The organism is Aquipseudomonas alcaligenes (assembly GCF_003205495.1).
GTDB lineage: Bacteria > Pseudomonadota > Gammaproteobacteria > Pseudomonadales > Pseudomonadaceae > Aquipseudomonas > Aquipseudomonas alcaligenes_B.
In genome coordinates this window covers 253,396-279,183 of record NZ_QJRX01000004.1, presented here as the reverse complement: position 1 = coordinate 279,183, position 25,788 = coordinate 253,396, and the positions used below count along the sequence as shown (strand labels likewise).

Below are 25,788 nucleotides of genomic sequence, written 5' to 3'. Positions count from 1 at the left end.
ATCAGGCCTCGGCGGCGCGTGCCTGGCGTCGGAACGCCGCCGGGCTGCTGCCGAAGCGCTGGCGGAACAGGCGACCCAGGTGACTGGCATCGCTGGCGCCGATCTCGTCGGCGAGCAGCGCCAGGCCGTGGCTGGAGTTGAGCAGGCGCCAGCGCACGTGCTGCAGGCGTAGCTCCTGCCAGTATTCATGCGCGGTCATGCCTTGGCTGGCGCGGAACAACCGGTCCAGCTGGCGCCGGCTGAGGCCGATGCCGGCGGCCAGCTGCTCGACGCTACCGCCGGCCAGGCCATGGCGCATCAGGGCGATGGCGCGGTCGACATGGCGTGCGCTGGCCAGGGTGGTGTCCAGCGAGCGCAGCGAGTGTTCGCCACTGCGTGTCTCGTCCACCAGCATGTCGGCCAGTCCCTTGAGCGCCCGCGTGCGCCCGCTGCCGCGGGCCAGCAGCTCCACCGCCAGGTCGATGGCGGCGGTGCCGCCGGCGCAGGAGATGCGCGCGCCGTCCAGGCAGTACAGGCGCTCGCGGGCCAGGCTCACGCGCGGGAAGGCGGCGCGGAACTCCGCCGCGTGGCGCCAGTGCACGGCCACCCGGTGGCCGTCGAGCAGGCCACAGGCGGCCAGGAGGAACACGGCATTGTCGATCGCCACCAGCTTCACCCCGGCGCGCACGGCCTGCTGCAACAGCGGGCGGTACAGCGGTGCCAGCGCGGCGGTGGCCTCGGCGGCGCGCCCGCCGAACAGCACCAGGTAGTCATGCTCGGCCAGCTGCACGTCGGCCGGCGTGGCCTCGATGCGCACGGCCGCGCCGCTGCTGGAGGTGACATGGCCGGGGGCCAGGCCGAGCAGGGTCCAGGCGCAGTAGCGCTGGCGGCTGTAGTCCTCGTCGTCGGCACTGAAGCGCAGCTTGTCGAGGAAGCCGCCGAAGGGCAGCAGGGCGAACTCCGGCAGCGGCAGGAGGAGGAAGCGCAGGTCGGGCATGGGGTTGTCCAGATTGATCCGCCAGATGTCCAGAATCTACCGCAGTCTGGCCAGCTGGTCTGCCTAGACTGGCCGCGTTTCCCGGAGATTCACCATGGCTTTCGACCTCTGGCTGATCTATCTCGTCGCCACCCTCGGCCTGGCCCTGACGCCCGGCCCCAACAGCCTGCTGGCGCTGACCCACGGCGGCCTGTACGGCGCCCGCCATGCCCTGGCCACCATCCTCGGCGGGGTAGTCGGTTTCAGCCTGCTGATCGCCCTGGCCATGTTCGGCCTCAGCGCGCTGCTCAAGGCCGCGCCGGCCGCGCTGCTGGCGCTCAAGTGGCTGGGCGGCGCCTACCTGGTGTGGCTCGGCGTGCAGCTGTGGCGAACCCCGGCGCTGCTGCCCGGGCTGGCGGTCGAGGCACCGCTGCCACCCGCCCATGCGCTGTTTCGCCAGGGCCTGCTGTCGGCCCTGTCCAACCCCAAGGTGATCCTGTTCTACGGCGCCTTCCTGCCGCAGTTCCTCGATCCGCAGCGCGGCCTGCTCGGCCAGTTCGTGGTGATGGCGGCGACCTTCGCCGTGGTGGAGTTCCTGGTCGAGCTGGCCCTGGCCCTGCTGGCTTTCCGCGTGCGTCCCTGGCTGCAGCGTGGCGGGCGCGCCTTCAACCGCTGCTGCGGCCTGCTGTTCGTGCTGCTCGGCCTGGCCCTGCCGCTGGCCCGCTGAGCCCTCAGGCCTTGAGCGCCTCGCCGATGGCGTAGAAGTGCCCGCCGGCCACATGGTGCAGGCTGCGCCAGGCCGGGTCGGCCTCCTCGAAGTGCCAGCGGCCGTCGCGGAACACTCGCTCGTCTGCCCAGGCGCCGACTATCTCGCCGATGAACAGGTCGTAGGCATTCTGGTTGTGTGGTTCGGCGATCAGCTGGCAGGCCATCCAGGCCGAGCAGCCGGCGACGAAGGGCAGGTCGTGGCCGGGCATCTCGAACAGCTCGACGCCGGCCTTGGCCAGCTTGTCCGGGTCGTCCCTGAGGCTGTGGTTACCGACCGCGTTGGTCAGCTGCAGCTGGGCGGCGGTCGGCACCTGGATGACGAAGCGGCCGCTGCGTTCGAGCAGTTCGCGGGTGCGGGTGGCCTTGTCCAGCACCACGGTGAGCTTGGCTGGGGAGAAGTCGAGGACGCAGGCCCAGGCGGCGGCCATGACGTTGTCGACGCCTGCGTGGCGGGCGGAGACCAGGACGGTGGGGCCGTGGTTGAGGAGGCGATAGGCCTTGGCGAGGTCGACCGGTTTTTGCTGGGGATTCATGTCTGTTGCTCCGAACTGCGGGATGGGGCGATGCTCGCCTGCCGAGCCAGGGTTCGGCAATGGCCTGCGTGGTGCAACCTGTGTGCGCGAGCATGATCGGTAGGCCAGGCAGTCCATTCATCTTTGCCGGCAATCCAGTCATGCTTACGGCATTGTCCCTTTCCCGCGGTGGAGCCCTCCATGCTTGCACTGATCGCCCAACACCCCCTCACCATCGGCGTCGGCCTGCTGCTCGCCGACCTTGCGTGCTGGCGCCTGCTACCGGCCGAGGCCAAGGTCTTGCGGGTGCTGCTGCGCCTTGCAATCTTCATCGCTTACAGTCTGGTGATTATCGGCGCCGGGATGAGCCCGCTGCAGCCGCCGCCGTGGAGCGAGCCGGCGCTGAACATGCTCGGCTCGGTATTGGGCATCGCCTGGTGGCTGCTCTGTGCACGCACCCTGGCCGTGGTGCTCGGCGTGTTGCTGATGCCACGCAGCGGCCACACCGGGCGCCTGCTGCAGGACGTACTGGGGGCGGTGATCTTCCTCGCGGCCATAGTCGCGGCGGCGGCCTACATCATGCAGCTGCCGGTCAAGGGCCTGCTGGCCACCTCCGGGGTGGTCGCCATCGTCATCGGCCTGGCCCTGCAGAACACCCTGGGCGACGTGTTCTCCGGCATCGTGCTGAACACCACCAAGCCCTACCGCCTGGATGACTGGGTGTCGATCGACGGCATCGAAGGCAAGGTGATCGAGATCGACTGGCGGGCCACCCATCTGCGCACCAGCCAGGGCAGCACCGTGGTGATCCCCAACTCGGTGGCGGCCAAGACCAAGGTGCTCAACCTCAATCGCTCCACCGATATCGATAACGTCAGGCTGAGCATCAGCGTGCCGGCCCAGGTGCGGCCACGCCTGGTGCTCGACGCCCTCGATCGCACCCTGCAGGGTGTCAGCGCGCTGCTGCAGACGCCCAAGCCGAAGGTGTCGATCAAGAGTTCCGACCTGACCACGGTGGAGTACGAAATCAGCGCCTTCGTCGGCGCCGGCAGCAGCTCGAGCGAGGTGCGCAACCAGCTTTTCGACCTCGCCCACCGACACCTGCAGGCCGCTGGCATCCTGCGTGGTGCGTTGCTTGCCGATGTACCGCGCAGCCGCCAGCGCGCCTTGCTCGACGACGTGAAGATCTTCCGTACGCTGAGTGCCGAGGACAAGGACCGACTGGCCGAGCTGCTGGTGGAGCAGACCTTCAGCAAGGGGCAGGTGGTGCTGGAAGTCGGCGAAGTCAGCGAGCAGCTGCTGCTGATCGGTACCGGTGTCATCTCGGCAGCCGTGCCCAATGGCAGCGAATTGATCGAGGCTGGCCGCATGGGGCCTGGCGAGGTCATGGGTGAACAGGGCGCCACCTTCGGCACGCCGTCGGAGGCGCGTTTCACTGCGCTCAGTTCGGGAGTGCTCTACTGCCTCGGCAAGGAATCGCTGCAGGCCTGCCTGGAGCAGCGCAGCGAGGTGGGCAATGCGCTGGCCAAGTTGCAACGCTTCCGCCAGCAGGCCAGTGCCTCGCTGCTGGAGCAGAAGCCCGTGACGATCAAGAAGGGCAAATTTCTCAGCTGGCTGCACCGCTCTTGACGGCAGGCTCCAAGCCGCTACGCCGGCCCCGCAGATCGCGCCCCTACCGCCTCAGGAGCTGGCTTGCAGTCACTCGCGCGCCTTGCCTGTGACGGAGATCGTTAATCCACGACCTGTTCCGCAGCGGTATCGGCGGCGGGGGCCTGGGTATGCTCTTTCGGCTTGGACTGCGCACGTCGCGCCTGTCCGCGCTGGCGCTTTACCTGCTGCTTCGCATGCAGCGCCTGGGCGGCCGTGACGGCACCGGCTACCTGGCCGTGCAAATCCAGGCGTGGCGCATTCTCCGTCATGCTTGCCCAGTAGCGACTTCCCCGGCACCAGGTGGCGAGGCCCAGCTTGAGCTGTTCGCTGGAGATGCCGAGGAGTTCAAGGTGTTGCTCGGCATCCTTGAGGATGCCTTCCTTGAGCGGAACCTTGGGGGCCGGATTGACCGGGAAGGCCAAGGGAAAGTGCTTCTGCAAGCGCCAGATCGCTTCTACCGCAGGATCTTGCTCACGAGGCTTGGCTTGCGGGGAAGACTTCCGCTTGTCCTGCTTCTTGTTATCAGTGGTTATCTGTGCCTTTTCAGCCCGCAAGCGATCGCGTAGCTCAGCTAGTTGCTCAAAACCCATTGTTCAGTTCGCCGCCTCGAGGTTGATTCGTGGCGCAAGGTTACCCTATGGCGTCTTTTGGCACAGCCTGATGGCTCATGGTATTTGACCGTTGCGGGCTGATAGGGGGGTAGGCGGCCTCTGGCCGGATAACGACGCCCGAGGATTGGCAGGGGCGATAGTCATCGGCCGATGGCTCGTGCTCGCGGCAGCCCCTCAGCCAAGTGCTGCCGACGAGAACATCTAGACTTGGCAGACGGGGCTTATGTTCGCCTCCGGCTTGCCGTTAAACAAAAAGCAGAATTATCCGGATGGTTAGGAACCTAGATGCTCAATCTATTTCGTAAAAGATCTGCCTTGGATGTGATGGATGCTATCGAGCAGACGCAGGGGGTCATCGAGTTCGATCTTGACGGCAAAATAATTCGAGCCAACCAGAAGTTTCTGGGCTTGTTGGGCTATTCGCTCGACGAAGTGCGTGGCCGCCATCACAGCATCTTCGCCACCCCCGAATACGCCCGGAGCCCGGAGTACCGCGCCTTCTGGCAGGATCTGCGGGAAGGCAGGCCTCAGACTGGAGAGTTCAAGCGGCTCAGCAAAAGCGGGGAGCCTGTTTGGATTCAGGCAACCTACACCCCGATTATTCGTGGCGGCAGGGTCCAGCGGATCATCAAGTTTGCCACCGACGTTACCGCCCAGGTGATCGAGGGCGCCCGCATTCGCGCGCAGATGGAGGCCATCAATCGCTCACAGGCGGTTATCGAGTTCGGCCCTGACGGCACGATTCTCGAAGCCAACGAAAACTTCCTCAATCTGATGGGCTATTCCCTGGCAGAGATTCGCGGCAAGAAGCACCAGATTTTCGTCCGTGAGTCCGAGCGCACATCCAGGTCTTACGCCGAATTCTGGAACAAGCTGCGTGCCGGCAACTTCGAGACAGCCGAGTACGAGAGGATCACCAAGAGTGGCCGCCCCGTCTGGATTCATGCCACCTACAACCCCATTTGCAACTCCGATGGCGAGGTTGTGCGAGTCATCAAATTCGCCAATGACATCACCGCCGAGGTTTTGCGCAATCAGGAGTTCAAGCTGCTCTCCCTGGTCGCCAACGAGACCGACAACTCCATCGTCATCACCAACAAGGATGGCTTCATCCAGTATGTGAACCAGGGTTTCACCAAGCTAACCGGCTACAGCCTGGATGAAGTGGTGGGGAAGAAACCGGGTAACTTCCTGCAGGGGCCGGCCACTGACATGCAAACCGTCGCGCAGATCAGGGATGATCTGCGTAACAACCGGCCCATTTATAACGAGATCCTGAACTACGGGAAAACGGGCGAGCATTACTGGATTTCGCTGGCGATCAATCCCATTTTCAACGCTGCAGGTGAGGTTGAGCAGTACATCTCAATCCAGGCCAATATCACCCAAACCAAGGAGCTGTCCCTTGAGTCGGAAAAGCGCTTTGAAGCTATCAGCGTCACCAATGCTGTAGCCGAATGGGGAACTGATGGCTTGATGTACTCGGCCAACGGTTACCTGGTGCAGCACCTGGGTTTCCAGCAGGCATCGGAGCTGCTGCGCCTCAAGCTCAACCTGCGCGATATCCTGGGCGGCGAAGTCTTTTCGAGACTGCTCAAGGGTGAGCAATACGCTGGCGGTTATACGATCCCGGGCAAGGATGGGCGCTCCATCCAATTCAGCGGGGCCGTCTGCCCAATCACCGATTCGGTTGGCAGGATTCAGCGCCTGGTCAGCTACGGCATCGACGAGCAGGCCAAGCATGATGCCTCGCTGGTCACGGATCGCGAGATGCGCCTTGTACAGGAGTCGAGCACCCAGATCGCCAACATCATCGCAACGATCAACTCGATCACCCAGAGAACCAACCTCCTGGCCTTGAATGCCGCCATTGAGGCGGCCAGGGCCGGTGAATCCGGACGCGGCTTCGCCGTGGTCGCCGATGAGGTTCGCAAGCTCGCCCAGCAGTCCGCCGATTCGGCAACAGAGATCACCCAGCTGGTTACCGAAAGCACCGAGCGGATCGACCGCTTGAGCGCCTCCCTGAATGCCTTGCTGTCCTCATCGTAGAGGCTGGCTCTTGCGCCTATGTGCCTATCGCCTCATCTGGCTTCTGATCTGGCCGCGGCGACCAACTGAATCGCACAAGCTTTGGTAGCCATTGGATGGTTGCTTCTGGCCTTACCGCTCTAGGAACGGCGCTGTCGGCAGTCGTGCTAGGGCCGTTCACGCCTGCGCGGGTCCGCTCCTACGCAGCAGGTAGCTATCCATGATCCACCCATTGCGCTCCCGCGCCTGCGCGCGCGTCGCCGCAATCCGCTCCGCCACCTCATCCAGCGCCCCGGCAATCAGGATCTCGTCCGCCGTACCAACGTACGCCCCCCAGTAGATCTGCAGGCCTTGGCCGACGAAGTGCAGGTAGGTGTCCTTGGCGTCGAGCATCACCGCCACGCTGTCCACGCCCAACGGCCAGCCCTCGGCGAGCAGGCGGCCGGTGGTGATTTCCACGGCGCGGCCGATCTGGTTCAGCGGTATGCGGTGGCGGGCGGTGAGGGCCTGCAGGCTGGTGATGCCGGGGATCACATCGAAGCTCAGGTCGCTGCGCGCGCTAGCGATGGCCTCGACGATGCGGATGCTGCTGTCGTACAGCGAAGGGTCGCCCCAGACCATGAAGGCGGCCGTCTCGCCATCGCTCATCTGCTCGTCGATCAGCTGCTCGAACACCGCCTGCTTGTCGCGGTTCAGCTCGTCCACGCTGGCGCGGTAGTCGGCGGCGTCGCGCTCGCGTTCCGGTTGTTGGCCTTCGGCGAAGCGTGGGCTGTGGCCACCCAGGAAGCGCTCGCAGATTTCCCGGCGCAGGGCGTTGAGCTTGTGTTTGGCCGGGCCCTTGTCCATCAGGAAGATCACATCGCTGCGGCGCAGGGCCTTGAGCGCCTGTTGGGTGATGTAGTCCGGGTCGCCGGCGCCGATGCCGACCAGCAGCAGTTCTTTCATGGTCTGTTCCAGATAGGCGCGCGGCTCGGCGCCAGTTCGTCGATATGGTGGTAGTCGGCGCCCAGCGCGTCGGCCAGCTGGCGGGCGCTGCCGAGGCGGATGGGCGCGCGCTCGATGTCCAGCAGCAGGGCGGGGCAGGGTAGCGCGGTAAGTTTCGGCCAGTCGCGCAGGCGGCCGTCGGTGAGCAGCAGCAGACGCTGCTGTTCGCCCGGCTTGTGGCGCTGGCGGCGCGCTAGCCAGGGCGTGGCCAGTTGCAGGGCCTCGATGATTGGGGTGCCGCCGCCGGCGCCGAGCTGGTGCAGCCAGGCGTGCAGCTCAGGCGATGCCTTCTGCCCTTGCCACAGCCAGCGGGCCTCGGCGCCGCCGGCTTCGAGCACGGCCAGGCGCGCGCGCTGGCGGTAGGCGCTGGCGAACAGCTCGGCTAGCAGGCCCTTGGCCTGGGCCAGGGCGCCATGGCGGCGGGTGCTGGCCGAGGCGTCGACGATCACCAGCCATAGTTCGCCTGGGCGCAGGCGGCGGGCATGCCAGTGCAGGTCGGCGCGGTGGCGCGGGCGGCCGTGAGCGAGGGTCGCCGGCCAGTCGATGCGCGTGGGCGTGCCGCTGCCGCGTGCACCGTTGCGTCCGCCTTGGGCCTGGCCGGGTAGGGGGAGGGCATCCGCGCCTGGGGCCTGGCGCGGGCGGATGCTCAGGGCTTTTTTGGCCAGGTTGGCGGCTCGCGCCGTTCGCTGACGGCCACGGCCTGCGGCGGCAACGCACCCCATTGGCCTTTGCCCTGCTGCTGTTCAGCGGGTTGCTGGGCCTGGTTCGATGCCGGCGGCTGGCTGGCGGCCGGCGGCGTGTGTTCGCGGCGGCGATGGGCGAGGACGAAGGGCTCCAGGGCGTCGATGTCCTGCGCCTCGATCTGGTTGGCGCCGCGCCAGGCGGCGTGGGCACGGGCGCCGCGCAGCCACACCAGGTCGGCGCGCAGGCCGTCCACGGCGGCGGCGAAGCAGCGCTGGGCGATGGCGTCCAGGCTGGCGTCGTCCAGCGGGATATCGCGCAGGCGTTGGCGGGCATCCCTACAGCGCTGGCGCAGGGCGTCCTGCTCGTTCTGCCACTGGGCGAGGAAGGTTTCGGGGGCGTCGTCGAAGGCCAGGCGGCGGCGGATGATCTCGGCGCGCTGGGCCGGCTCGGGCGTGCCGCCGAGCTGCACCTTGAGGCCGAAGCGGTCGAGCAGCTGCGGGCGCAGCTCGCCTTCCTCGGGGTTCATGGTGCCGATCAGCACGAAGCGCGCCGGGTGGCTGTGCGACAGGCCATCGCGCTCGATGTGGTTGATGCCGCTGGACGCGACATCGAGCAGCAGGTCCACCAGGTGGTCGGGCAGCAGGTTGACCTCGTCGACGTAGAGCACGCCGCCGTGGGCATTGGCCAGCACGCCGGGGGAGAAGCGCACGCGGCCCTCGCCGAGCGCGGCATCCAGGTCGATGCTGCCGACGATGCGTTCCTCGCTGGCGCCCAGCGGCAGGGTGACGAAGCGCCCGCCGTCGAGCAGGTCGGCCACTCCGCGCGCCAGGGTGGACTTGGCCATGCCGCGCGGGCCTTCGATCAGCACGCCGCCCAAGGCGGGATCGATGGCGGCCAGACACAGGGCCAGCTTGAGCGCGTCGGCGCCGACGATGGCGGCGAGAGGGAAATGGGGTGCGGTCATGGCAGGTAGCCCTTGGACAGAGAAGCTCGATGTGGGCCGGATAAAATCCGGGTGGTGCAATCCCGGATTGCATCCGGGCCACGGGGTGGAAGACTCATGATTCCTCCGCATCCAGCAGCAGGTTTTCCAGCTGCGCCCGGTACTCGCCGGTCTGCTGCCAGAGGCCGCGCTGCTGGGCCTCCAGCAGGCGTTCGAGCATGTCCTGCAGGGCGCCGGGGTTGTGCTGCTGGATGAAATCGCGGGTGTCCCTGTCCAGCAGGTAGGCATCGGCCAGCAGGACGTACTGGTGATCGTCGACCAGCTCGCTGGTGGCGTCGAAACCGAACAGGTAGTCGACCGTGGCGGCCAGCTCGAAGGCGCCCTTGTAGCCGTGGCGCTTCATCCCGGCGATCCACTTGGGATTGACCGCGCGGGCGCGTACCACGCGGTTCAGTTCTTCCTTGAGGGTGCGGATGCGCGGGTTGTCCGGCTGGCTGCTGTCGCCGAAGTAGCTGGCCGCCTTGGCCCCGCGCAGGGTCTCGACCGCCGCCAGCATGCCGCCCTGGAACTGGTAGTAGTCGTTGGAATCGAGAATGTCGTGCTCGCGGTTGTCCTGGTTGTGCAGCACCGCCTGCAGCTGCTGCAGGCGCTCGGCGAACTGCGCACGGGCGGGCAGGCCCTCGGCGCCCTGGCCGTAGGCGTAGCCGCCCCAGTTCAGGTAGACCTCGGCCAGATCTGCGCGGGTCTGCCACAGGCGTTCTTCCACCGCGTTCTGGATGCCGGCGCCATAGGCTCCCGGCTTGGCGCCAAAGATGCGCCAACCGGCCTGGCGGCGTGCCTCGACCGGGTCCAGGCCCTGGTCCTGATGGCTCAGGGTTTCCTGCCAGACGCGGGCGGCCAGCGGGTTCATGTCCTCCGGCTCGTCCAGTTCGGCCACGGCCTGCACGGCCTGATCGAACAGGCGGATTAGGTTGGCGAAGGCGTCGCGGAAGAAGCCGGACACGCGCAGGGTCACGTCCACCCGTGGGCGGCCGAGCTGTTCCAGCGGCAGCACCTCGATGCGCTCGACCCGCTGGCTGCCGGCCTGCCACACCGGGCGCACGCCGAGCAGGGCCAGGGCCTGGGCGATGTCATCGCCGCCAGTGCGCATGGTCGCCGTGCCCCATACCGACAGGCCCAGGCGCTGCAGATGCTCGCCCTCGTCCTGCAGATGGCGCTCGAGCAGGCGCTCGGCGCTCTGCACGCCGATGCGCCAGGCGGTGGGGGTGGGCAGGTGGCGCACGTCCACCGAATAGAAGTTGCGTCCGGTCGGCAGCACGTCCAGGCGCCCGCGACTGGGTGCGCCGCTTGGCCCCGGCGGTACGAAGCGGCCCTGTAGCGCGGCGAGCAGGCCGTTCATCTCTGCATCGCCGCAGGCGTCCAGCAGCGGGGCTATATGGTCGCGCAGCTCGTTCAGCACTGCGGCGCTGGCCGGGCCGGGCGCGGGCGAATCGGGCTGCTCGATCAGTTGCAGGGCGAGCAGTTCCAGGCGCTCGCGGGTGTCGCCGCGGCTGCGCCAGGGCTCATCGCTCAGCGCCTGCAGACAATCCGGGCGTGGGCCGTTCCAGGGTTCGGCCGGCTCGCCACCCAGCGGGTCGAAGTCCAGAGCCAGGTCCTGGGCCAACGCGCGCAACAGGCTGGCATGCCGGCCCTGGCCGTCGCCACGGGGGATGCGCACCAGGGAGAGCAGGGTGTCGCGGCGCAGGCACCCGCTCGGCGACTCGCCGAAACAGTGCAGGCCGTCGCGGATCTGCGATTCCTTGAGGTCGCACAGGTAGGCGTCCAGCTGCGGCAGCCAGCTCTCCGGGTCGTCGTTGACCTGCAGGCCCAGCTCGCGGTCGAGGCTGGCCTCGCGCACCTTGCGCTGGATCTCGCTGCGCAGCTCCACGGCGCGGCGCGGGTCGAGCTGGCTGGCCTCGTAGTACTCGTCGGCCAGGCGCTCCAGGTCGCGCAGCGGGCCGTAGCTCTCGGCGCGGGTCAGCGGCGGCATCAGGTGATCGAGAATCACCGCCTGGGTGCGGCGCTTGGCCTGGGCGCCTTCGCCGGGGTCGTTGACGATGAATGGGTAGAGATTGGGCAAGGGACCCAGGATCGCGCTCGGCCAGCAGGCCTCGGACAGGCCGACGCTCTTGCCCGGCAGCCACTCCAGGTTGCCGTGCTTGCCGACATGGATCAGCGCGTCGACGGCGAACGCCATGCGCAGCCAGCAATAGAAGGCCAGATAGCCGTGCGGCGGCACCAGGTCCGGGTCGTGGTACACCGCCGCGGCGTCCAGCTGATATCCGCGCGCCGGCTGGATGCCGACGAAGGTCAGGCCGAAGCGCAGGCCGGCGACCATCAGGCGGCCGCTGCGGTACATCGGGTCCTGTTCGGGCGGGCCCCAGCGCTCCAGCACGGCGCGCTGGTTGGCCGCGGGCAGGCTGGCGAACCAGCGCTGGTAGTCGTCCAGCGCCAGGCTCTGGGCGCAGGGGCGCAGGTCGAGGTTGTCGAGGTCGTTGGTCACGCCGCCGAGCAACTGGTGGATCAGCGCGGTGCCGTCGGCGGGCAGGCCTTCGACCGGATAACCCTGCTGCTGCAGGGCACGCAGGATATTCAGCGCGGCGGCCGGGGTGTCCAGGCCGACGCCATTGCCGATGCGGCCGTCGCGAGTCGGGTAGTTGGCCAGGATCAGGGCGATGTGCTTGTCGGCGTTGGCCTTGGCGGCGAGGCGGGTCCAGCGCAGCGCCAGCTCGGCGACGAAGTCCATGCCCGGCAGGTGCGGGCGGTAGCGCACCACGTCGCTCTGGCTGCGCTCGCTGCGCGCTGCCACCCCCTTGAAGGTGATCGGACGGGTGATCAGGCGGCCGTCCAGTTCGGGCAGGGCGATATGCATGGCCAGGTCGCGCGAGCCCAGGCCCTGGGCGCTGGCCTGCCACTGCTCCTCGCTGTCCAGGGCGCAGAGCGCCTGCAGCACCGGCACGTCACGCCTGAACGGTCGCGCTTGTGGCGCTTCCGGGTTGGATTGGGCGAAGCCGGTGGTGTTGAGGATCACCTCCGCATCGGTCTCATCCAGCCAGGCCTCGACCTGGACCAGGCATTCGGCTTCCTTGAGGCTGGCCACGGCAATCGGCAGCGGGTTGAGCCCCTGGGCCTGCAGGCGCTGGCAGAAGACGTCGACGAAGGCGGTGTTCCCGGCCTGCACCTGGGCGCGGTAGAACAGCAACGCCGCCACCGGCCGGCCGGGCTGCCAGTCGGCGCGCCAGTGATCCAGGGTTGTCTCAGCATGGCGCGGGTGATGGATCAGCGTGCGCGGCAGGGCGCGCGGCTCGCTCCACGGGTAGTCGCGCTGCAGCCAGCGGCTGGCGATGCAGTGCAGCAGATGGCGGGCATTGTCCGCACCGCCCTGGCGCAGGTACTGCCACAGGCGCTGGCTGTCCTCGCTCGGCACGTTGCTCAGTTCGCTCAGCTCGGGATCGGCGCGGTCGTCGCCCGGCACCAGGATGATGGTGGCGCCCAGGCGGCCCAGCTCGACCACACGTTCGATGCCGTAGCGCCAGTAGCTGACGCCGCCGTGCACCGAGATCAGGATGACCCTGGCGTGGCGCAGCACCTGCTCGACGTAGAAATCCACCGAAGCATGGTTGGGCAGCTGCGCCGGGCTGGCCAGACGCAGGCTGGGGAAATCCGCGGGCAGCTCGCGCGCCACCTCGGCCAGCAAGGAGAGGTGCGAGTCACCGGTGCAGAGGATCACCAGCTCGGCCGGGGTCTGGCCGAGGTCGGCGATGCTGTCGGCTGGCAGGGTGACGCCGGCCTGGGCGCGCAGCAGGTGCATGTCAGCCGGCCAGGGCGGCCTTCAACTCCGCCTCAATGGCGGTGCGATCGAGGCTCTGGCCGATCAGCACCAGGCGGCTCTGCCGCGCTTCATCGGCGCCCCAGGCACGGTCGAAGTGGCGGTCGAAGCGCTGGCCGACGCCCTGCACTAGCAGGCGCATGTCCTTGCCGGGAATGGCTGCGAAGCCCTTGACGCGCAGGATGCCGTGCTTGGCCACGGCCTCCTTCAGGGCGGCCAGCAGGCGCGCTTCCTCGGCTTCCGGCAGCACCAGGTCGAAGGCGTCGAATTCGTCGTGGTCGTGGTCCTCGTCTTCCTCGTCGTGATGAGTGCGCCGGCTGTCGATATGCAGCTCGGTCTCGCAGTTCAGGCCCAGCAGCACCTCCAGCGGCAGCTCACCGCCCTGGGCCTCGATCACCTTGACCGCTGGCGGCAGCTCCTCGGCCACTTCGGCGCGCACGGCGGCCAATGCATCGGCATCCAGCAGGTCGGTCTTGTTCAGCAGCACCAGGTCAGCGCTGGCCAGCTGGTCGGCGAACAGCTCGTGCAGCGGCGATTCGTGGTCCAGGTTCGGGTCCTGCTTGCGCTGGGCGTCCACCTCCTCGGGGAAGGCGGCGAAGGTGCCGGCGGCCACGGCCGGGCTGTCGACCACGGTGATCACCGCATCCACGGTGCAGGCGGTGCGGATTTCCGGCCAGTTGAAGGCCTGTACCAGCGGCTTGGGCAACGCGAGTCCCGAAGTCTCGATCAGGATATGGTCCAGCTCGCCGCGGCGTGCCACCAGCTCGCGCATCACTGGGAAGAACTCTTCCTGCACGGTGCAGCACAGGCAGCCGTTGGCCAGCTCGAAGATGCGGCCCTCGGCTTCTTCCTCGCTGCAGCCGATGGAGCACTGCTTGAGGATGGCGCCGTCGATGCCCAGCTCGCCGAACTCGTTGACGATCACCGCGATGCGCCGCCCGCCCGCGTGGCTCAGCAGATGACGCAGCAGGGTGGTTTTGCCGGCACCGAGAAAGCCGGTGACGATGGTGACGGGGAGTTTGGCGAGAGTGTGCATGGCGGCCCTGCTGCGTCGGGAAAATGGACGGATGGGCAGGGCGGGGCTCCCGCAGGCGAGCGAGGGCCGAACACCACCGGATCACCCCGCCCGGTTGTCGAACACTTTCACGAGGCAGGTCTCCTGGCTCACGGCGTGAGCCCGAAAGCCTCCTGCGATCTCTGGCGAGATCATAGGGGGCTCGGGCTCTATCCTTCGCCTTCCCACCCGTCAGGGCAGTGGCATGTCGAAGGACGTCATCCGTTCACAGTTGCGGGGGCAGCCAGGGCATGAACCCTGTTCCCTCTTAGCTTCTTCGCCGGGCGAAGAAGAACCTCGGAAAGGGCGCAAGGCTACGCAGCGACCGGGAAGCGGTCAACCGCGCGGTTGACCGGCGTGGGCTTGCGTGCTGAGCTACGCGGCCTTTTGGCTCGCAGCGGGAGTGCCCATGCCGATTCGCCTGATCGCCGGGTTCGGCTGCCGGCGCGGTTGTCCGGTGGACGAACTGCAGGCGCTGCTGCTGCAGTCCCTGGCCGCCCACGGCCGGCAGCTGGACGAACTGGTCGGGCTGGCCAGCAGCGCGCACAAGCGTGGCGAGCCTGGCCTGCAGGCCCTGGCCGAACGCCTGGGACTGCCGCTGGAGCATGTAGCGGCCGAGGCACTGCAGGCATTCGCCGGGCAGGCCGAGGCCAAGCCGCTGACCCAGCAAGTGGCCGGCAGCCCGGCGGTGGCCGAGCCCAGCGCCCTGGCCGCCGCTACGCGCCTGGGGCGGGCGCAGCTGCTCGGCCCGCGCCTGCGCAGCGCCAATGCCACCTGCGCCCTGGCGCGCATCGATTCGGAGCCCTGTGCATGACCGTCTATTTCATCGGCGCCGGCCCCGGCGACCCCGAGCTGATCACCGTCAAGGGCCAGCGCCTGATCCGCAGCTGCCCGGTGATCCTCTATGCCGGCTCGCTGGTGCCGGCGGCCGTGCTCGATGGCCACCAGGCCGAGCGGGTGGTGAATACCGCCGAACTGCACCTGTCGCAGATCATCGCGCTGCTGGCCGAGGCCCATGCGCGAGGCCAGGATGTGGCCCGCGTGCATTCCGGCGACCCCTCGCTGTATGGCGCTATTGGCGAGCAGATTCGCGAGCTGCGCGCGCTTAATATTCCGTTCGAAATCGTCCCCGGCGTGACCGCGACCGCCGCCTGCGCGGCGCTGTTGGAGGCCGAGCTGACCCTGCCGGAGGTGGCGCAGACGGTGATCCTCACCCGCTACGGGCACAATTCGCCGATGCCGGCGGGGGAGGAGCTGGGCGCCCTGGCCAGCCACCGCGCGACCCTGGCAATCCACCTCGGCGTGCAGCACCTGCCGCGCATCATCGACGAGTTGCTGCCGTACTACGGCGCCGATTGCCCGATCGCCGTGGTGCATCGCGCCAGCTGGCCCGACCAGGACTGGGTGCGCGGCACCCTGGCGGACATCGAGGCGCGGGTGGCGGTGAAAGGCTTTCGCCGCACCGCGCTGATTCTGGTCGGGCGGGTCCTGGCCACGGACGATTTCGCCCAGTCGGCGCTGTATGCCGAGGCAACGCGCCATCTCTATCGCCTGGACTGAGCCCGCGTGCGTCGGGCAACCTTCACGGCTGCAAGGGAGATCAAGCATGCGTGACTATCAATGGCTCCACGAATACTGCCTCAACCGCTTCGGCTCGGCCGCGGCGCTGGAGGCGCGCCTGCCGCAGCCCCGCTCCGACGCCGAGCTGCGTGCACTGAGTGATGATCGCTACCTGTCGCTGCTGGCGCTGCGGGTGTTCCGCGCCGGCCTCAAGCACAGCCTGGTCGACGCCAAATGGCCGGCCTTCGAGCAGGTGTTCTTCGGCTTCGATCCGGAGAAGGTGGTGCTGATGGGCGCCGAGCATCTGGAACGGCTGATGCAGGATGCGCGGTTGATTCGTCACCTGGGCAAGCTCAAGAGTGTGCCGCGCAATGCCCAGTTCATCCTCGATGTGCGCCAGGAAAAAGGCAGCTTCGGCGCGCTGATCGCCGACTGGCCGGTGACCGATATCGTCGGCCTGTGGAAGTACCTGGCCAAGCATGGCAACCAGCTCGGCGGCCTGTCGGCGCCGCGCTTCCTGCGCATGGTCGGCAAGGACACCTTCATCCCGACCGACGACATGGTCGCCGCGCTCAAGGCCCAGCAGATCATCGACAAGGCGCCGACCAGCCAGAAGGACCTGGCCCTGGTGCAGGCCGCCTTCAACCAGTGGCACGCGCAGAGCGGCCGGCCACTGTGTCAGTTGTCGGTGATGCTGGCGCATACGGTCAACCACTGACAAAGCCGCTTTGTGACCCGACGAGGCAACCCATGCAACAGGACATTCTCCGCGTCGCCCAGGCCATCCAGAACGCCGAGCGCATCCTGGTCATCAGCGGTGCCGGTCTCTCGGCCGACTCCGGGCTGCCGACCTATCGCGGCCTCGGCGGGCTGTACAACGGTCTGACTGCCGAGGGCCTGCCGATCGAGGCGGCGCTGTCCGGGCCGATGCTGCAGCGCGATCCGGCGCTGTGCTGGAAGTACCTGGCACAGCTGGGCGAAGCCTGCCTGGGTGCGGCGCCGAATGCCGGGCATGCCGCCATCGCCGAGCTGCAGCGGCGCAAGCCCGGTTGCTGGGTGCTGACGCAGAACATCGACGGCTATCACCGTGCCGCGGGTTCGCCGGTGGAGCGCCTGATCGAGATCCACGGCGAACTGGCGCCGCTGTACTGCCAGTCCTGCGGGGCCGAGGACCCGCAGCTGGCCGAGCACCTGCGCCGTCCGTTGCCGCCGCGCTGTGCACAATGCGGGGGCGTGCTGCGCCCGCCGGTGGTGCTGTTCGAGGAGATGCTGCCCGAGGATGCCATTGGTCGGCTTTATGGCCAGGTGCGCCAGGGCTTCGAGGTGGTGATCGCGGTGGGCACCACGGCAAGCTTCCCCTATATCGTCGAGCCGGTGCTGGAAGCCCGCAGGAACAAGGGTTTCACCGTGGAAGTGAATCCGCAGCACACCGATATCAGCCGCCTGGTGGATGTCCGTTTGTCGGGAAGGGCGTCAGACGTTTTGCCGGAACTACTGAGTCACATTTCCGGGCATTGAATTTGCAAATCACGTCGACAGACGGCATAGTCGCCCACCAATAAAAACCAGACAGACACGGTCGTGCCCATGCTCAAGCGCTTCGCACCCCTCGTGCCCATTGCACTCACAGCCCTGCTGGCGGCCTGCGCCAACCAGGCGCCGCAGTCCCAGATGGATCTGGCCCAACAGGAGCCACAGCCGCCGGTCGAGTACATGACCGACGAGCAGATGGCCGACTTCACGGACGATCAGCCCTACGAACTGCCCTCGCTGGCGGACAGCATCCTCAGCCAGGGGCTGTCGCTGGTCGGCACCAAGTACCGTTTCGGTGGCACGTCGATCAAGACCGGCTTCGACTGCAGCGGCTTCATCGGCTACCTGTTCAGGGAAGAGGCCGGCCTGCAGCTGCCGCGCTCGACCCGCGAGATGATCAACCTCGACGCACCGCTGGTCTCGCGTGACGAGCTGGAACCGGGCGACCTGATCTTCTTCAACAACCGTGGTCGCGGCCGCGTCAGCCACGCCGGCATCTACCTGGGCGATGACCAGTTCATCCATTCCAGCAGCAGCCGCAGCGGCGGCGTGCGCATCGACAGCCTGGAAGACAGCTACTGGAAGCGCAGCTACATGGAAGCCAAGCGCGTGCTGGCCCTGGCTCCGGAGCAGTCGGGCGCCGCCCCCGCAGCGCTGCATCGCTGATCCGCCATGGGCGTGGGCCTTGCGCCCACGCCCATGAGCCGGCAGAGTAGGGCGCATCCCGGCCAGGACGCCCGCCCATGCATTTCAAGGCTCGCCTTTCCCTGCTAGCCCTCGCCGCGCTGCTCACCGCCTGCGCCGGCAACCCTCCCGCCGAAGAACCCAGCAACCCCTTCCCGATCGTGGATGGCAGTGCCGACGACGTGCTGATCAGCGCCATCGGCCTGGTCGGCACGCCGTATCGCTACGGCGGCAATACCCCGGAGAGCGGCTTCGACTGCAGTGGCCTGATCGGCTACGTCTACCGCAACTCGGCCGGCATCGCCCTGCCGCGCTCGACCCGCGAGATGATCCATGTGCGCGCGCCCAGCGTCGGGCGTGACCAGCTGCAGAGCGGCGATCTGGTGTTCTTCGCCACCAATGGCGGTGGCCAGGTCAGCCATGCCGGCATCTACGTCGGCGAGGGGCGCTTCGTGCATGCGCCGTCCAGCGGCGGCACCGTGCGCCTGGACTACCTGAGCCAGGCCTACTGGCAGAAGAGCTACCTGGGCGCCAAGCGGGTGCTGGCCGCCCGTCAGCTGGCGCGCCAGCCATGACCAACCGCACGCTGAATCTCGACGACGCCCTCTACCAGTACCTGCTGGACGTCTCCCTGCGCGAGTCGCCGCTGCTCAAGCGCCTGCGCGAGGAAACCGCGCAGCTGCCCATGGCGCTCTGGCAGATCGCCCCCGAGCAGGGCCAGTTCATGGCCCTGCTGGTGCAGCTGACCGGCGCCCGCCGGATTCTCGAGATCGGCACCTTCACCGGCTACAGCGCGCTGTGCATGGCCCAGGCCCTGCCGGCGGACGGTCGCCTGATCTGCTGTGACCTGCCCGGCGAGTACAACGCCATCGCCGAGCGCTACTGGTACGAGGCGGGCGTGGCCGAGCGCATCGAGCTGCGTCTGGCGCCGGCGCTGGAGACCCTCAATGCGCTGGAGCGCGGCGGCCAGGCCGAGAGCTTCGACCTGATCTTCATCGATGCCGACAAGGCCAACTATCCGGTGTACCTGGAACATGCCCTGGTGCTGGTGCGCCAGGGCGGGCTGATCCTGTTCGACAACGTGCTGTGGAGCGGCCGGGTGCTGGAGCCGAACCCGGAAAGCCAGGACACCCGCGCCATCCAGGCGCTCAACCGCGGCCTGCGCCGCGACACGCGCATCGACCTCAGCCTGCTGCCGCTGGGCGATGGCCTGACCCTCTGCCGCAAGCGCTGAGGCCATGGCCGAGACGATCCGCCTGCCGCCACAGCCGGAGGCCTGCGAGCTGTGTGCCCGCCGGCTGCCGCTGACCCGCCATCACCTGATTCCCAAGGCCCTGCACGACAAGCCCTATGTGCAGAAGCGCTTCGCCAAGGCCGAGCGCATCACCGCCACCCTGTGGGTCTGCCGCGCCTGCCACAACCAGATCCACCGGCTGTTCGACGAAAAGGAGCTGGCGCTGACCTTCAACAGCCGCGAGGCCCTGCTGGCCGACGAGCGCCTGCGCACCTTCGTCGCCTGGCTGGCGAGCAAGCCGGCCGGTTTCACCCCGCGCTTCTGAGCGCGCGTTGACGCTCCCGCCCCCAGCCTCTACCCTGCGCGCCTGCAACAGGTGCCCCCGCCATGCGTGGCCGAGGGGTGAAACAGGGAAGCCGGTCCATTCAAGCCGGCGCTGCCCCCGCAACGGTAGGTGAGACAAGGGTCGCCTACGCCACTGTGCTGCGGCACGGGAAGGCGCGACCCGCAGGCCGCATGGCCTGGCTCACGAGCCCGGAGACCGGCCTGTCGCGCTTCCACGGCATTGCGGCGGGCTTTGCGGGTGGGCAGGGCCCGTGGCCCTTCCTGCGTGCGTCCGTCTTCTGCCTTTCGACACCCAATGCCTGGCCCCGGGGCCGGACAGGAGAGCGGCATGGCCGAATCGGCAGAACGCGACGCCCGCCACCAGGCGCGCATGCAGCGCAAGAAAGCCCTGATCGACGCGAAGATCGCCCAGGCCCAGGATGAATACGGCCTGCTGCTGGTGCACGCCGGCAACGGCAAGGGCAAGAGCAGCTCGGCGTTCGGCATGGTCGCCCGCGCCCTCGGCCACGGCATGAAGGTCGGCGTGGTGCAGTTCATCAAGGGTGCCGCCAGCACCGGCGAGGAGGCCTTCTTCCGCCGCTTTCCCGATGAGGTGCAGTGGTTCGTGATGGGCGAGGGCTTCACCTGGGAGACCCAGGACCGCCAGCGCGACATCGCCATGGCCGGCGAAGCCTGGCAGGTGGCGCAGCGCCTGCTGGCCGATGACAGTATCGGCCTGGTGGTGCTGGACGAGCTGAACATCGCCCTCAAGTACGGTTACCTGCAGCTCGACCCGGTGCTCGCCGACATCGAGGCGCGGCCGCTGCTGCAGCACGTGGTGGTGACCGGGCGCGGCGCCCTGCCTGAGCTGGTCGAGGCGGCGGACACGGTGACCGACATGACGCTGGTCAAGCATGCCTTCAAGGCCGGAGTGAAGGCGCAGAAGGGGGTCGAGTTTTGAATTACTACCCTCTCCCCAGCCCTCTCCCGCACGCGGGAGAGGGAGATACGAACCTCAAGCTTTCGCGTACTACTCCCCTCTCCCATTTATGGGAGAGGGGCCGGGGGAGAGGGCAATGACCACTCGCAGTTGCCCGGCCCTGCTGATCGCCGCGCCCGCCTCCGGCCAGGGCAAGACCACCGTCACCGCCGCCCTGGCGCGCCTGCACCGCCGTGCCGGTCGCCGCGTGCGGGTGTTCAAATGCGGCCCGGACTTCCTCGATCCAATGATCCTCGCCCGCGCCAGCGGCGCGCCGGTGTACCAGCTGGACCTGTGGATGGTCGGCGAGGACGAGTGCCGGCGTCTGCTCGGGCAGGCGGCGCAGGAGGCCGACCTGATCCTCATCGAAGGCGTCATGGGCCTGTTCGACGGCCAGCCCTCGGCCGCCGACCTGGCGCGCCGCTTCTGCGTGCCGGTGCTCGGGGTGATCGACGCCGGCGCCATGGCACAGACCTTTGCCGCTCTGGCCTACGGCCTGGCGCATTTCCAGCACAGCCTGCCGTTCGCCGGGGTGCTGGCCAACCGCACCGGCAGCGAGCGCCACAACGGCATCCTGCAGGCCAGCCTGCCGGCCTCGATCCCCTGGTTCGGCGGCCTGCCGCGCTCGGCGGCGCTGGAGCTGCCACGCCGCCACCTGGGGCTGATCCAGGCCGAGGAGCTGGCCGACCTCGATACGCGCCTGGACGCCGCTGCCGATGCCCTGCTGGCCAGCGCCGGTGAGGTGCTGCCCGAGCCGGTGAGCTTCGCCGCCGCGGACGACCCGTGCATCGAGCCGCTGTTGGCTGGCGTGCGCATCGGCGTGGCGCGCGACACCAGCTTCGCTTTCCTCTACCAGGCCAACCTCGACCTGTTGCGCGCGCTGGGCGCCGAGCTGTGCTTCTTCTCGCCGCTGACCGACGCGGCGCTGCCGGCCGTCGACAGCCTCTACCTGCCCGGTGGCTATCCCGAGCTGCACCTGCAGGCGCTGGCCGGCAACCGGCCGATGCTGCAGGCCATTCGCGCGCACCATGACGCCGGCAAGCCGAGCCTCGCCGAGTGCGGCGGCATGCTCTACCTGCTCGAGGCCCTGGCCGACAAACAGGGCGCCAGCGCCGAGCTGCTCGGCCTGCTGCCCGGCAGCGCGCGCCTGCAGCCGCGCCTGGTCGCGCTGGCCCTGCAGCAGGTGGAGCTGCCGGAAGGGACCTTGCGCGGGCATACTTACCACCATTCCGTGCTGGACTGCGCCCTGGCGCCGCTGGCCCGGGGCGTTTGCCCGAATGGCAAGCCGGTGGCCGAGGCGGTTTATCGCCTGGGGCGCCTGACCGCCTCCTACATCCACTTCTACCTGCCGTCCAACCCACGGGCGGCGGCCGAGCTGTTGCTGCCATGACCGATCACGCCTTCAGCCCCGAGGAACGCGCCGCGGTGTACCGCGCTATTGCCGAGCGCCGCGACATGCGCCATTTCGCCGGCGGCGAGGTGGCCCCGGAGCTGCTGACCCGGCTGCTGCAGGCGGCGCACCAGGCACCGAGCGTCGGCCTGATGCAGCCCTGGCGCTTTATCCGCATCACCCGGCCCGAACTTCGGGACGCCATCCATGGCCTGGTCGAGGCCGAGCGGGTGCGCACCGCCGAGGCCCTGGGCGAGCGCAGCGACGAGTTCATGCGGCTCAAGGTCGAGGGTATCCGCGACTGTGCCGAACTGCTGGTGGCGGCCCTGATGGACGGGCGCGAGGCCCATGTGTTCGGCCGTCGCACCCTGCCGCAGATGGACCTGGCCTCGCTCGCCTGCGCCCTGCAGAACCTCTGGCTGGCGGCGCGCGCCGAGGGCCTGGGGATGGGCTGGGTGTCGCTGTTCGATCCACTCGAACTGGCGCAGTTGCTGGGCATGCCGGCGGGTAGCCAACCGGTGGCGGTGCTCTGCCTGGGCTCGGTGAGCGAGTTCTACGACAAGCCGATGCTGGTGCAGGAAGGCTGGGCCCGCGAGCAGGCGCTGGACGAGCTGGTGTTCAGCGACCAGTGGGGGCAGCGCTCGTGAGTGTCGCACTGTCCGCCCTGGCCGGCGTCGGCCTGGATGCCTGGCTCGGCGAGCCGCGGCGCTGGCACCCGCTGGTGGGCTTCGGTCACCTGGCGCAGCGCATCGAGCAGCGCCTCAATTCGGGCGGGCGCGGCTGGCGCAGCCACGGTGTCAGCGGCTGGTGCCTGGCGGTGCTGCCGCCGGTGCTACTGGTCTGGCTGTTGAGCCTGAGCAGCCTGGGCTGGCTGGTCGACATCCTGATGCTGTATTTCGCCCTCGGTCTCAAGAGCCTCGCCCAGCATGCGCTGCCGGTGGCGCAGGCGCTGCGCCTGGGCAATCTCGACGAGGCGCGGCGCCGCGTCGGCTACCTGGTCAGCCGCCGCACCGCCGAGCTGGATGCCTGCGGCGTGGCCCGCGCCGGCACCGAGTCGGTGCTGGAGAATGGTGCCGACGCGGTGTTCTCTTCGCTGTTCTGGTTTGCCGTGCTGGGCGCGCCGGGCGTGCTGCTGCACCGCCTGAGCAATACCCTGGACGCCATGTGGGGCTATCGCAACGAGCGCTTCGAGCGCTTCGGCTGGGCTGCGGCAAAGATCGACGATGTTCTGAACTATATGCCGGCGCGTCTGGTGGCTCTGACCTACGCGCTGCTGGGCCGTACCGCTACGGCCCTGCGCTGCTGGCGGCGCCAGGCACCGCAGTGGGACAGCCCCAATGCCGGCCCGGTGATGGCCGCCGGCGCCGGCGCCTTGCAGGTGCAGCTGGGCGGCGCGGCCATCTACCACGGCGTCGAGGAGCTACGCCCGCAGCTGGGCGAGGGGGCGCCGGCGCGGGCGCGCGATATCGAGCGCGCGCTCAATCTGGTCTACCTCGGTGTGCTGCTGTGGCTGGTCGGGCTGGTCATTGGGGAGTTGTACCTTGCTTGAGCATGGCGGACGGCTGCGCGCCGCGGCGCAGCGCTACGGCATTGCCGTGGCGGACTGGCTTGACCTGTCCACCGGCATCGCGCCCTATGGCTGGCCGCTGCCGCCGATCCCGGCCGACGCCTGGCAGCGCCTGCCGGAGCAGGACGATGGCCTGGAAGCGCTGGCCCGCGATTACTACGGCGCCGCCGCGCTGCTGCCGGTGGCCGGCTCGCAGGCGGCGATCCAGGCCCTGCCGCGCCTGCGCCGCCCCGGCCTGCGCGTCGGCGTGGTGTCGCCGGCCTATGCCGAGCACGCACTGGCCTGGCGCCGCGAGGGGCACCTGGTGCAGGAGCTGAGCGAGGGCGCGGTGGAGCGTTCGCTGGAGCGCTTCGACGTGCTGCTGGTGATCAACCCGAACAACCCCAGCGGGCGGCTGATCGAGCGCGAGCGCCTGCTCCGCTGGCATGCGCGCCTGGCCGAGCGCGGTGGCTGGCTGCTGGTGGACGAGGCGTTCATGGACTGCACGCCCGAGCACAGCCTGGCCGCCGAGAGCCAGCGGCCGGGGTTGATCGTATTGCGCTCGTTCGGCAAGTTCTTCGGCCTGGCCGGCATCCGCCTGGGCTTCGTTCTGGCCGAACAGGCGCTGCTCGATCACCTCGGCGAGCAGCTTGGCCCCTGGACCGTCAGCGGCCCGGCTCGTGCGGTGGCCAGTGCCTTGCTGGCCGACGGCCAGGGCCAGCAGCGCCAGCGTGAGCGTCTGTCTGGCGACGGCCTGCGCCTGGCCGTGCTGCTCAGTGCTCATGGTCTGGCGCCGGCTGGTGGCACGGCACTGTTCCAGCTGGTCGGCCACCCGCACGCCGTCGGGCTGCACGGCTACTTCGCCCGCCGCGGCATCCTGCTGCGCCTGTTTGCCGAGAGCCGCTGCCTGCGTTTCGGCCTGCCGGCCGACGAGGCCGGCTGGCAGCGCCTGGAGCAGGCGCTGCAGGAGAGACCCGCATGGCCACTCTGATGATCCAGGGCACCACCTCGGATGCCGGCAAGAGCACCCTGGTGACCGCCCTGTGCCGCTGGCTCAAACGCCAGGGCGTCAGCGTGGTGCCGTTCAAGCCGCAGAACATGGCGCTGAACAGTGCGGTGACCGCCGACGGCGGCGAGATCGGCCGCGCCCAGGCGGTGCAGGCCCAGGCCGCGGGCCTGGCGCCGCACACCGACATGAACCCGGTGCTGCTCAAGCCCAACTCCGATACCGGCGCCCAGGTGATCATCCAGGGCCGCGCCATCGGCAACATGCACGCGGTGGCCTACCACGACTACAAGCAGGTCGCCCGCGCGGCGGTGCTCGAATCCCATGCGCGCCTCGCCGCGCAGTACCCGGTGGTGATGGTGGAGGGCGCCGGTTCGCCGGCCGAGATCAACCTCAGGGCCGGCGACATCGCCAACATGGGCTTCGCCGAGGCGGTGGACTGCCCGGTGCTGCTGATCGCCGATATCGACAAGGGCGGGGTGTTCGCCCACCTGGTCGGCACCCTGGAGCTGCTCTCGCCGAGCGAACAGGCGCGGGTCAAGGGCTTCGTGATCAACCGCTTCCGCGGCGACATCGCCCTGTTGCAGCCGGGGCTCGACTGGCTGGAAGCGCGTACCGGCAAGCCGGTGCTCGGCGTGCTGCCGTACCTGCTGGACTTCCACCTGGAGGCCGAGGACGCGGTGCAGGTGCTGCAGCCGGACAAGGACCGCGAAGTGTTGCGCGTGGCGGTACCGGTGCTGCCGCGCATCAGCAACCACACCGACTTCGACCCGCTGCGCCTACACCCGCAGGTGGACCTGCAGTTCATCGGCCCCGGTCAGGCGATACCACCGGCCGACCTGATCATCCTGCCCGGCTCGAAGAGCGTGCGCGCCGATCTGGCGCGCCTGCGCGAGCACGGCTGGGACGCCGCCATCGCCCGCCACCTGCGCTACGGTGGCAAGGTCCTCGGCATCTGTGGCGGGCTGCAGATGCTCGGCACGCGCATCGACGATCCCCAAGGCCTGGAAGGCCCGGCCGGCAGCAGTGCGGGTCTCGGCCTGCTCGACTACGCCACCGTGCTGGAGCCGGAAAAGCAGCTGCGCAATGTGCGTGGCCGCCTGAGTCTGGGCGAGCTGGACGTCAGCGGCTACGAGATCCATGCCGGAGTCAGCTCCGGCCCGGCGCTGGCTACGCCCGCCGTGCGCCTGGACGATGGCCGCAGCGACGGGGCCCTCAGCGCCGACGGCCAGGTCATGGCCACCTATCTGCACGGTCTGTTCGAGGCGCCTGCCGCCTGCGCCGCGCTGCTCGCCTGGGCGGGCCTGCGCGAGGCGCGGCAAGTGGATTACCATGCGCGCCGCGAACGTGACATCGAGCGCCTGGCCGACCTGGTCGAGGCGCATCTGGATACCCAAAGGCTCCGCGCATTGTGCGGGCTTTAGTTGTTGTGGGAGCGGCCTTGGCCGCGATGGGGTCGACTGCAAAGCATCGCG

25 protein-coding genes and 2 riboswitches are annotated in these 25,788 nt (G+C 68.5%); of the genes, 17 read left to right on the top strand and 8 right to left on the bottom strand.

The window, feature by feature from the left end; all coding sequences use genetic code 11:
- Position 1: 1 nt before the first annotated feature.
- The gene (locus DMO17_RS09260) at positions 2 to 976 is read right to left on the bottom strand and encodes a GlxA family transcriptional regulator (RefSeq protein ID WP_110682197.1); all 975 of its coding nucleotides are present in this window, start codon (positions 974 to 976) and stop codon (positions 2 to 4) included.
- 94 nt (positions 977 to 1,070) lie between these two features.
- Here DMO17_RS09260 and DMO17_RS09255 point away from each other — a divergent pair, with 94 nt between their 5' ends.
- The gene (locus DMO17_RS09255; protein ID WP_110682196.1) at positions 1,071 to 1,682 is read left to right on the top strand and encodes a LysE family translocator; all 612 of its coding nucleotides are present in this window, start codon (positions 1,071 to 1,073) and stop codon (positions 1,680 to 1,682) included.
- A 4-nt stretch (positions 1,683 to 1,686) separates the two neighbouring features.
- On the opposite strand, the gene DMO17_RS09250 is transcribed toward DMO17_RS09255, so the two are convergent.
- A complete protein-coding gene (locus tag DMO17_RS09250; protein ID WP_110682195.1) occupies positions 1,687 to 2,256 on the bottom strand; it encodes a flavin reductase family protein in 570 nt (189 codons plus the stop codon).
- A 180-nt stretch (positions 2,257 to 2,436) separates the two neighbouring features.
- Between DMO17_RS09250 and DMO17_RS09245 the strand changes: the two genes are divergently transcribed.
- Positions 2,437 to 3,864: a mechanosensitive ion channel family protein gene (locus tag DMO17_RS09245; protein WP_110682194.1), complete on the top strand. Its 1,428-nt coding sequence runs from the start codon at positions 2,437 to 2,439 to the stop codon at positions 3,862 to 3,864.
- A 101-nt stretch (positions 3,865 to 3,965) separates the two neighbouring features.
- On the opposite strand, the gene DMO17_RS09240 is transcribed toward DMO17_RS09245, so the two are convergent.
- Positions 3,966 to 4,475, bottom strand: coding sequence for a ProQ/FinO family protein (locus tag DMO17_RS09240; RefSeq protein ID WP_110682193.1), 510 nt, complete (start codon positions 4,473 to 4,475; stop codon positions 3,966 to 3,968).
- Between the two features lie 306 nt (positions 4,476 to 4,781).
- Here DMO17_RS09240 and DMO17_RS09235 point away from each other — a divergent pair, with 306 nt between their 5' ends.
- Positions 4,782 to 6,545 carry a methyl-accepting chemotaxis protein gene (locus DMO17_RS09235; protein WP_181418757.1) on the top strand — a complete coding sequence of 588 codons (1,764 nt, stop codon included), beginning with the start codon at positions 4,782 to 4,784 and terminating at the stop codon, positions 6,543 to 6,545.
- A gap of 156 nt (positions 6,546 to 6,701) precedes the next feature.
- Here the strand turns inward: DMO17_RS09235 and cobF are convergent, their stop codons facing one another.
- From cobF to cobW, 5 genes are all read right to left on the bottom strand, one after another.
- Complete coding sequence (cobF, locus tag DMO17_RS09230; RefSeq protein ID WP_110682192.1) at positions 6,702 to 7,469, bottom strand: precorrin-6A synthase (deacetylating); 768 nt, start codon at positions 7,467 to 7,469, stop codon at positions 6,702 to 6,704.
- Positions 7,466 to 8,230, bottom strand: a complete 765-nt coding sequence (locus DMO17_RS09225) for a vWA domain-containing protein (protein WP_110682191.1) — start codon at positions 8,228 to 8,230, stop codon at positions 7,466 to 7,468. The genes cobF and DMO17_RS09225 overlap by 4 nt, the downstream gene beginning before the upstream one ends.
- Complete coding sequence (locus DMO17_RS09220) at positions 8,155 to 9,156, bottom strand: ATP-binding protein (RefSeq protein ID WP_110682190.1); 1,002 nt, start codon at positions 9,154 to 9,156, stop codon at positions 8,155 to 8,157. Before DMO17_RS09220 ends, DMO17_RS09225 begins: the two co-directional genes overlap by 76 nt.
- 94 nt (positions 9,157 to 9,250) lie before the next feature.
- On the bottom strand, positions 9,251 to 12,985 hold the full coding sequence (cobN, locus tag DMO17_RS09215) for a cobaltochelatase subunit CobN (protein ID WP_110682189.1): 3,735 nt from the start codon (positions 12,983 to 12,985) through the stop codon (positions 9,251 to 9,253).
- Position 12,986: 1 nt separating this feature from the next.
- The gene (gene cobW / locus DMO17_RS09210) at positions 12,987 to 14,039 is read right to left on the bottom strand and encodes a cobalamin biosynthesis protein CobW (RefSeq protein WP_110682188.1); all 1,053 of its coding nucleotides are present in this window, start codon (positions 14,037 to 14,039) and stop codon (positions 12,987 to 12,989) included.
- Between the two features lie 96 nt (positions 14,040 to 14,135).
- Positions 14,136 to 14,372: riboswitch (cobalamin riboswitch) on the bottom strand.
- Positions 14,373 to 14,466: 94 nt separating this feature from the next.
- Between cobW and DMO17_RS09205 the strand changes: the two genes are divergently transcribed.
- The 14 genes from DMO17_RS09205 to DMO17_RS09140 all read left to right on the top strand — a co-directional run bounded on the left by DMO17_RS09205 (position 14,467) and on the right by DMO17_RS09140 (position 25,737).
- On the top strand, positions 14,467 to 14,871 hold the full coding sequence (locus tag DMO17_RS09205) for a cobalamin biosynthesis protein (RefSeq protein ID WP_110682187.1): 405 nt from the start codon (positions 14,467 to 14,469) through the stop codon (positions 14,869 to 14,871).
- Entirely contained in the window at positions 14,868 to 15,617 is a 750-nt protein-coding gene (cobM, locus tag DMO17_RS09200) for a precorrin-4 C(11)-methyltransferase (RefSeq protein ID WP_110682186.1), read from the top strand. The genes DMO17_RS09205 and cobM overlap by 4 nt, the downstream gene beginning before the upstream one ends.
- Before the next feature lie 46 nt (positions 15,618 to 15,663).
- Positions 15,664 to 16,335: a DNA-3-methyladenine glycosylase I gene (locus DMO17_RS09195; protein ID WP_110682185.1), complete on the top strand. Its 672-nt coding sequence runs from the start codon at positions 15,664 to 15,666 to the stop codon at positions 16,333 to 16,335.
- 32 nt (positions 16,336 to 16,367) lie between these two features.
- Positions 16,368 to 17,135, top strand: coding sequence for an NAD-dependent deacylase (locus DMO17_RS09190; protein ID WP_110682184.1), 768 nt, complete (start codon positions 16,368 to 16,370; stop codon positions 17,133 to 17,135).
- Between the two features lie 69 nt (positions 17,136 to 17,204).
- The gene (locus DMO17_RS09185; RefSeq protein WP_110682183.1) at positions 17,205 to 17,816 is read left to right on the top strand and encodes a C40 family peptidase; all 612 of its coding nucleotides are present in this window, start codon (positions 17,205 to 17,207) and stop codon (positions 17,814 to 17,816) included.
- A gap of 77 nt (positions 17,817 to 17,893) precedes the next feature.
- Positions 17,894 to 18,409, top strand: coding sequence for a C40 family peptidase (locus DMO17_RS09180; RefSeq protein ID WP_110682182.1), 516 nt, complete (start codon positions 17,894 to 17,896; stop codon positions 18,407 to 18,409).
- Positions 18,406 to 19,068, top strand: coding sequence for a class I SAM-dependent methyltransferase (locus tag DMO17_RS09175; RefSeq protein ID WP_110682181.1), 663 nt, complete (start codon positions 18,406 to 18,408; stop codon positions 19,066 to 19,068). Before DMO17_RS09180 ends, DMO17_RS09175 begins: the two co-directional genes overlap by 4 nt.
- Before the next feature lie 4 nt (positions 19,069 to 19,072).
- On the top strand, positions 19,073 to 19,393 hold the full coding sequence (locus DMO17_RS09170; protein ID WP_110682180.1) for a hypothetical protein: 321 nt from the start codon (positions 19,073 to 19,075) through the stop codon (positions 19,391 to 19,393).
- Between the two features lie 32 nt (positions 19,394 to 19,425).
- Positions 19,426 to 19,632: riboswitch (cobalamin riboswitch) on the top strand.
- A 109-nt stretch (positions 19,633 to 19,741) separates the two neighbouring features.
- Complete coding sequence (cobO, locus tag DMO17_RS09165; protein ID WP_110682179.1) at positions 19,742 to 20,353, top strand: cob(I)yrinic acid a,c-diamide adenosyltransferase; 612 nt, start codon at positions 19,742 to 19,744, stop codon at positions 20,351 to 20,353.
- A gap of 115 nt (positions 20,354 to 20,468) precedes the next feature.
- Positions 20,469 to 21,761 (top strand): cobyrinate a,c-diamide synthase, encoded by a 1,293-nt coding sequence (locus DMO17_RS09160; protein ID WP_110682178.1) that lies wholly within the window; start codon positions 20,469 to 20,471, stop codon positions 21,759 to 21,761.
- Complete coding sequence (gene bluB / locus DMO17_RS09155) at positions 21,758 to 22,408, top strand: 5,6-dimethylbenzimidazole synthase (protein WP_110682177.1); 651 nt, start codon at positions 21,758 to 21,760, stop codon at positions 22,406 to 22,408. The genes DMO17_RS09160 and bluB overlap by 4 nt, the downstream gene beginning before the upstream one ends.
- Entirely contained in the window at positions 22,405 to 23,310 is a 906-nt protein-coding gene (gene cbiB, locus DMO17_RS09150; RefSeq protein ID WP_110682176.1) for an adenosylcobinamide-phosphate synthase CbiB, read from the top strand. The genes bluB and cbiB overlap by 4 nt, the downstream gene beginning before the upstream one ends.
- Complete coding sequence (gene cobD / locus DMO17_RS09145) at positions 23,303 to 24,298, top strand: threonine-phosphate decarboxylase CobD (RefSeq protein WP_110682175.1); 996 nt, start codon at positions 23,303 to 23,305, stop codon at positions 24,296 to 24,298. Before cbiB ends, cobD begins: the two co-directional genes overlap by 8 nt.
- Entirely contained in the window at positions 24,286 to 25,737 is a 1,452-nt protein-coding gene (locus tag DMO17_RS09140; RefSeq protein ID WP_110682174.1) for a cobyric acid synthase, read from the top strand. Before cobD ends, DMO17_RS09140 begins: the two co-directional genes overlap by 13 nt.
- Positions 25,738 to 25,788 lie beyond the last annotated feature (51 nt).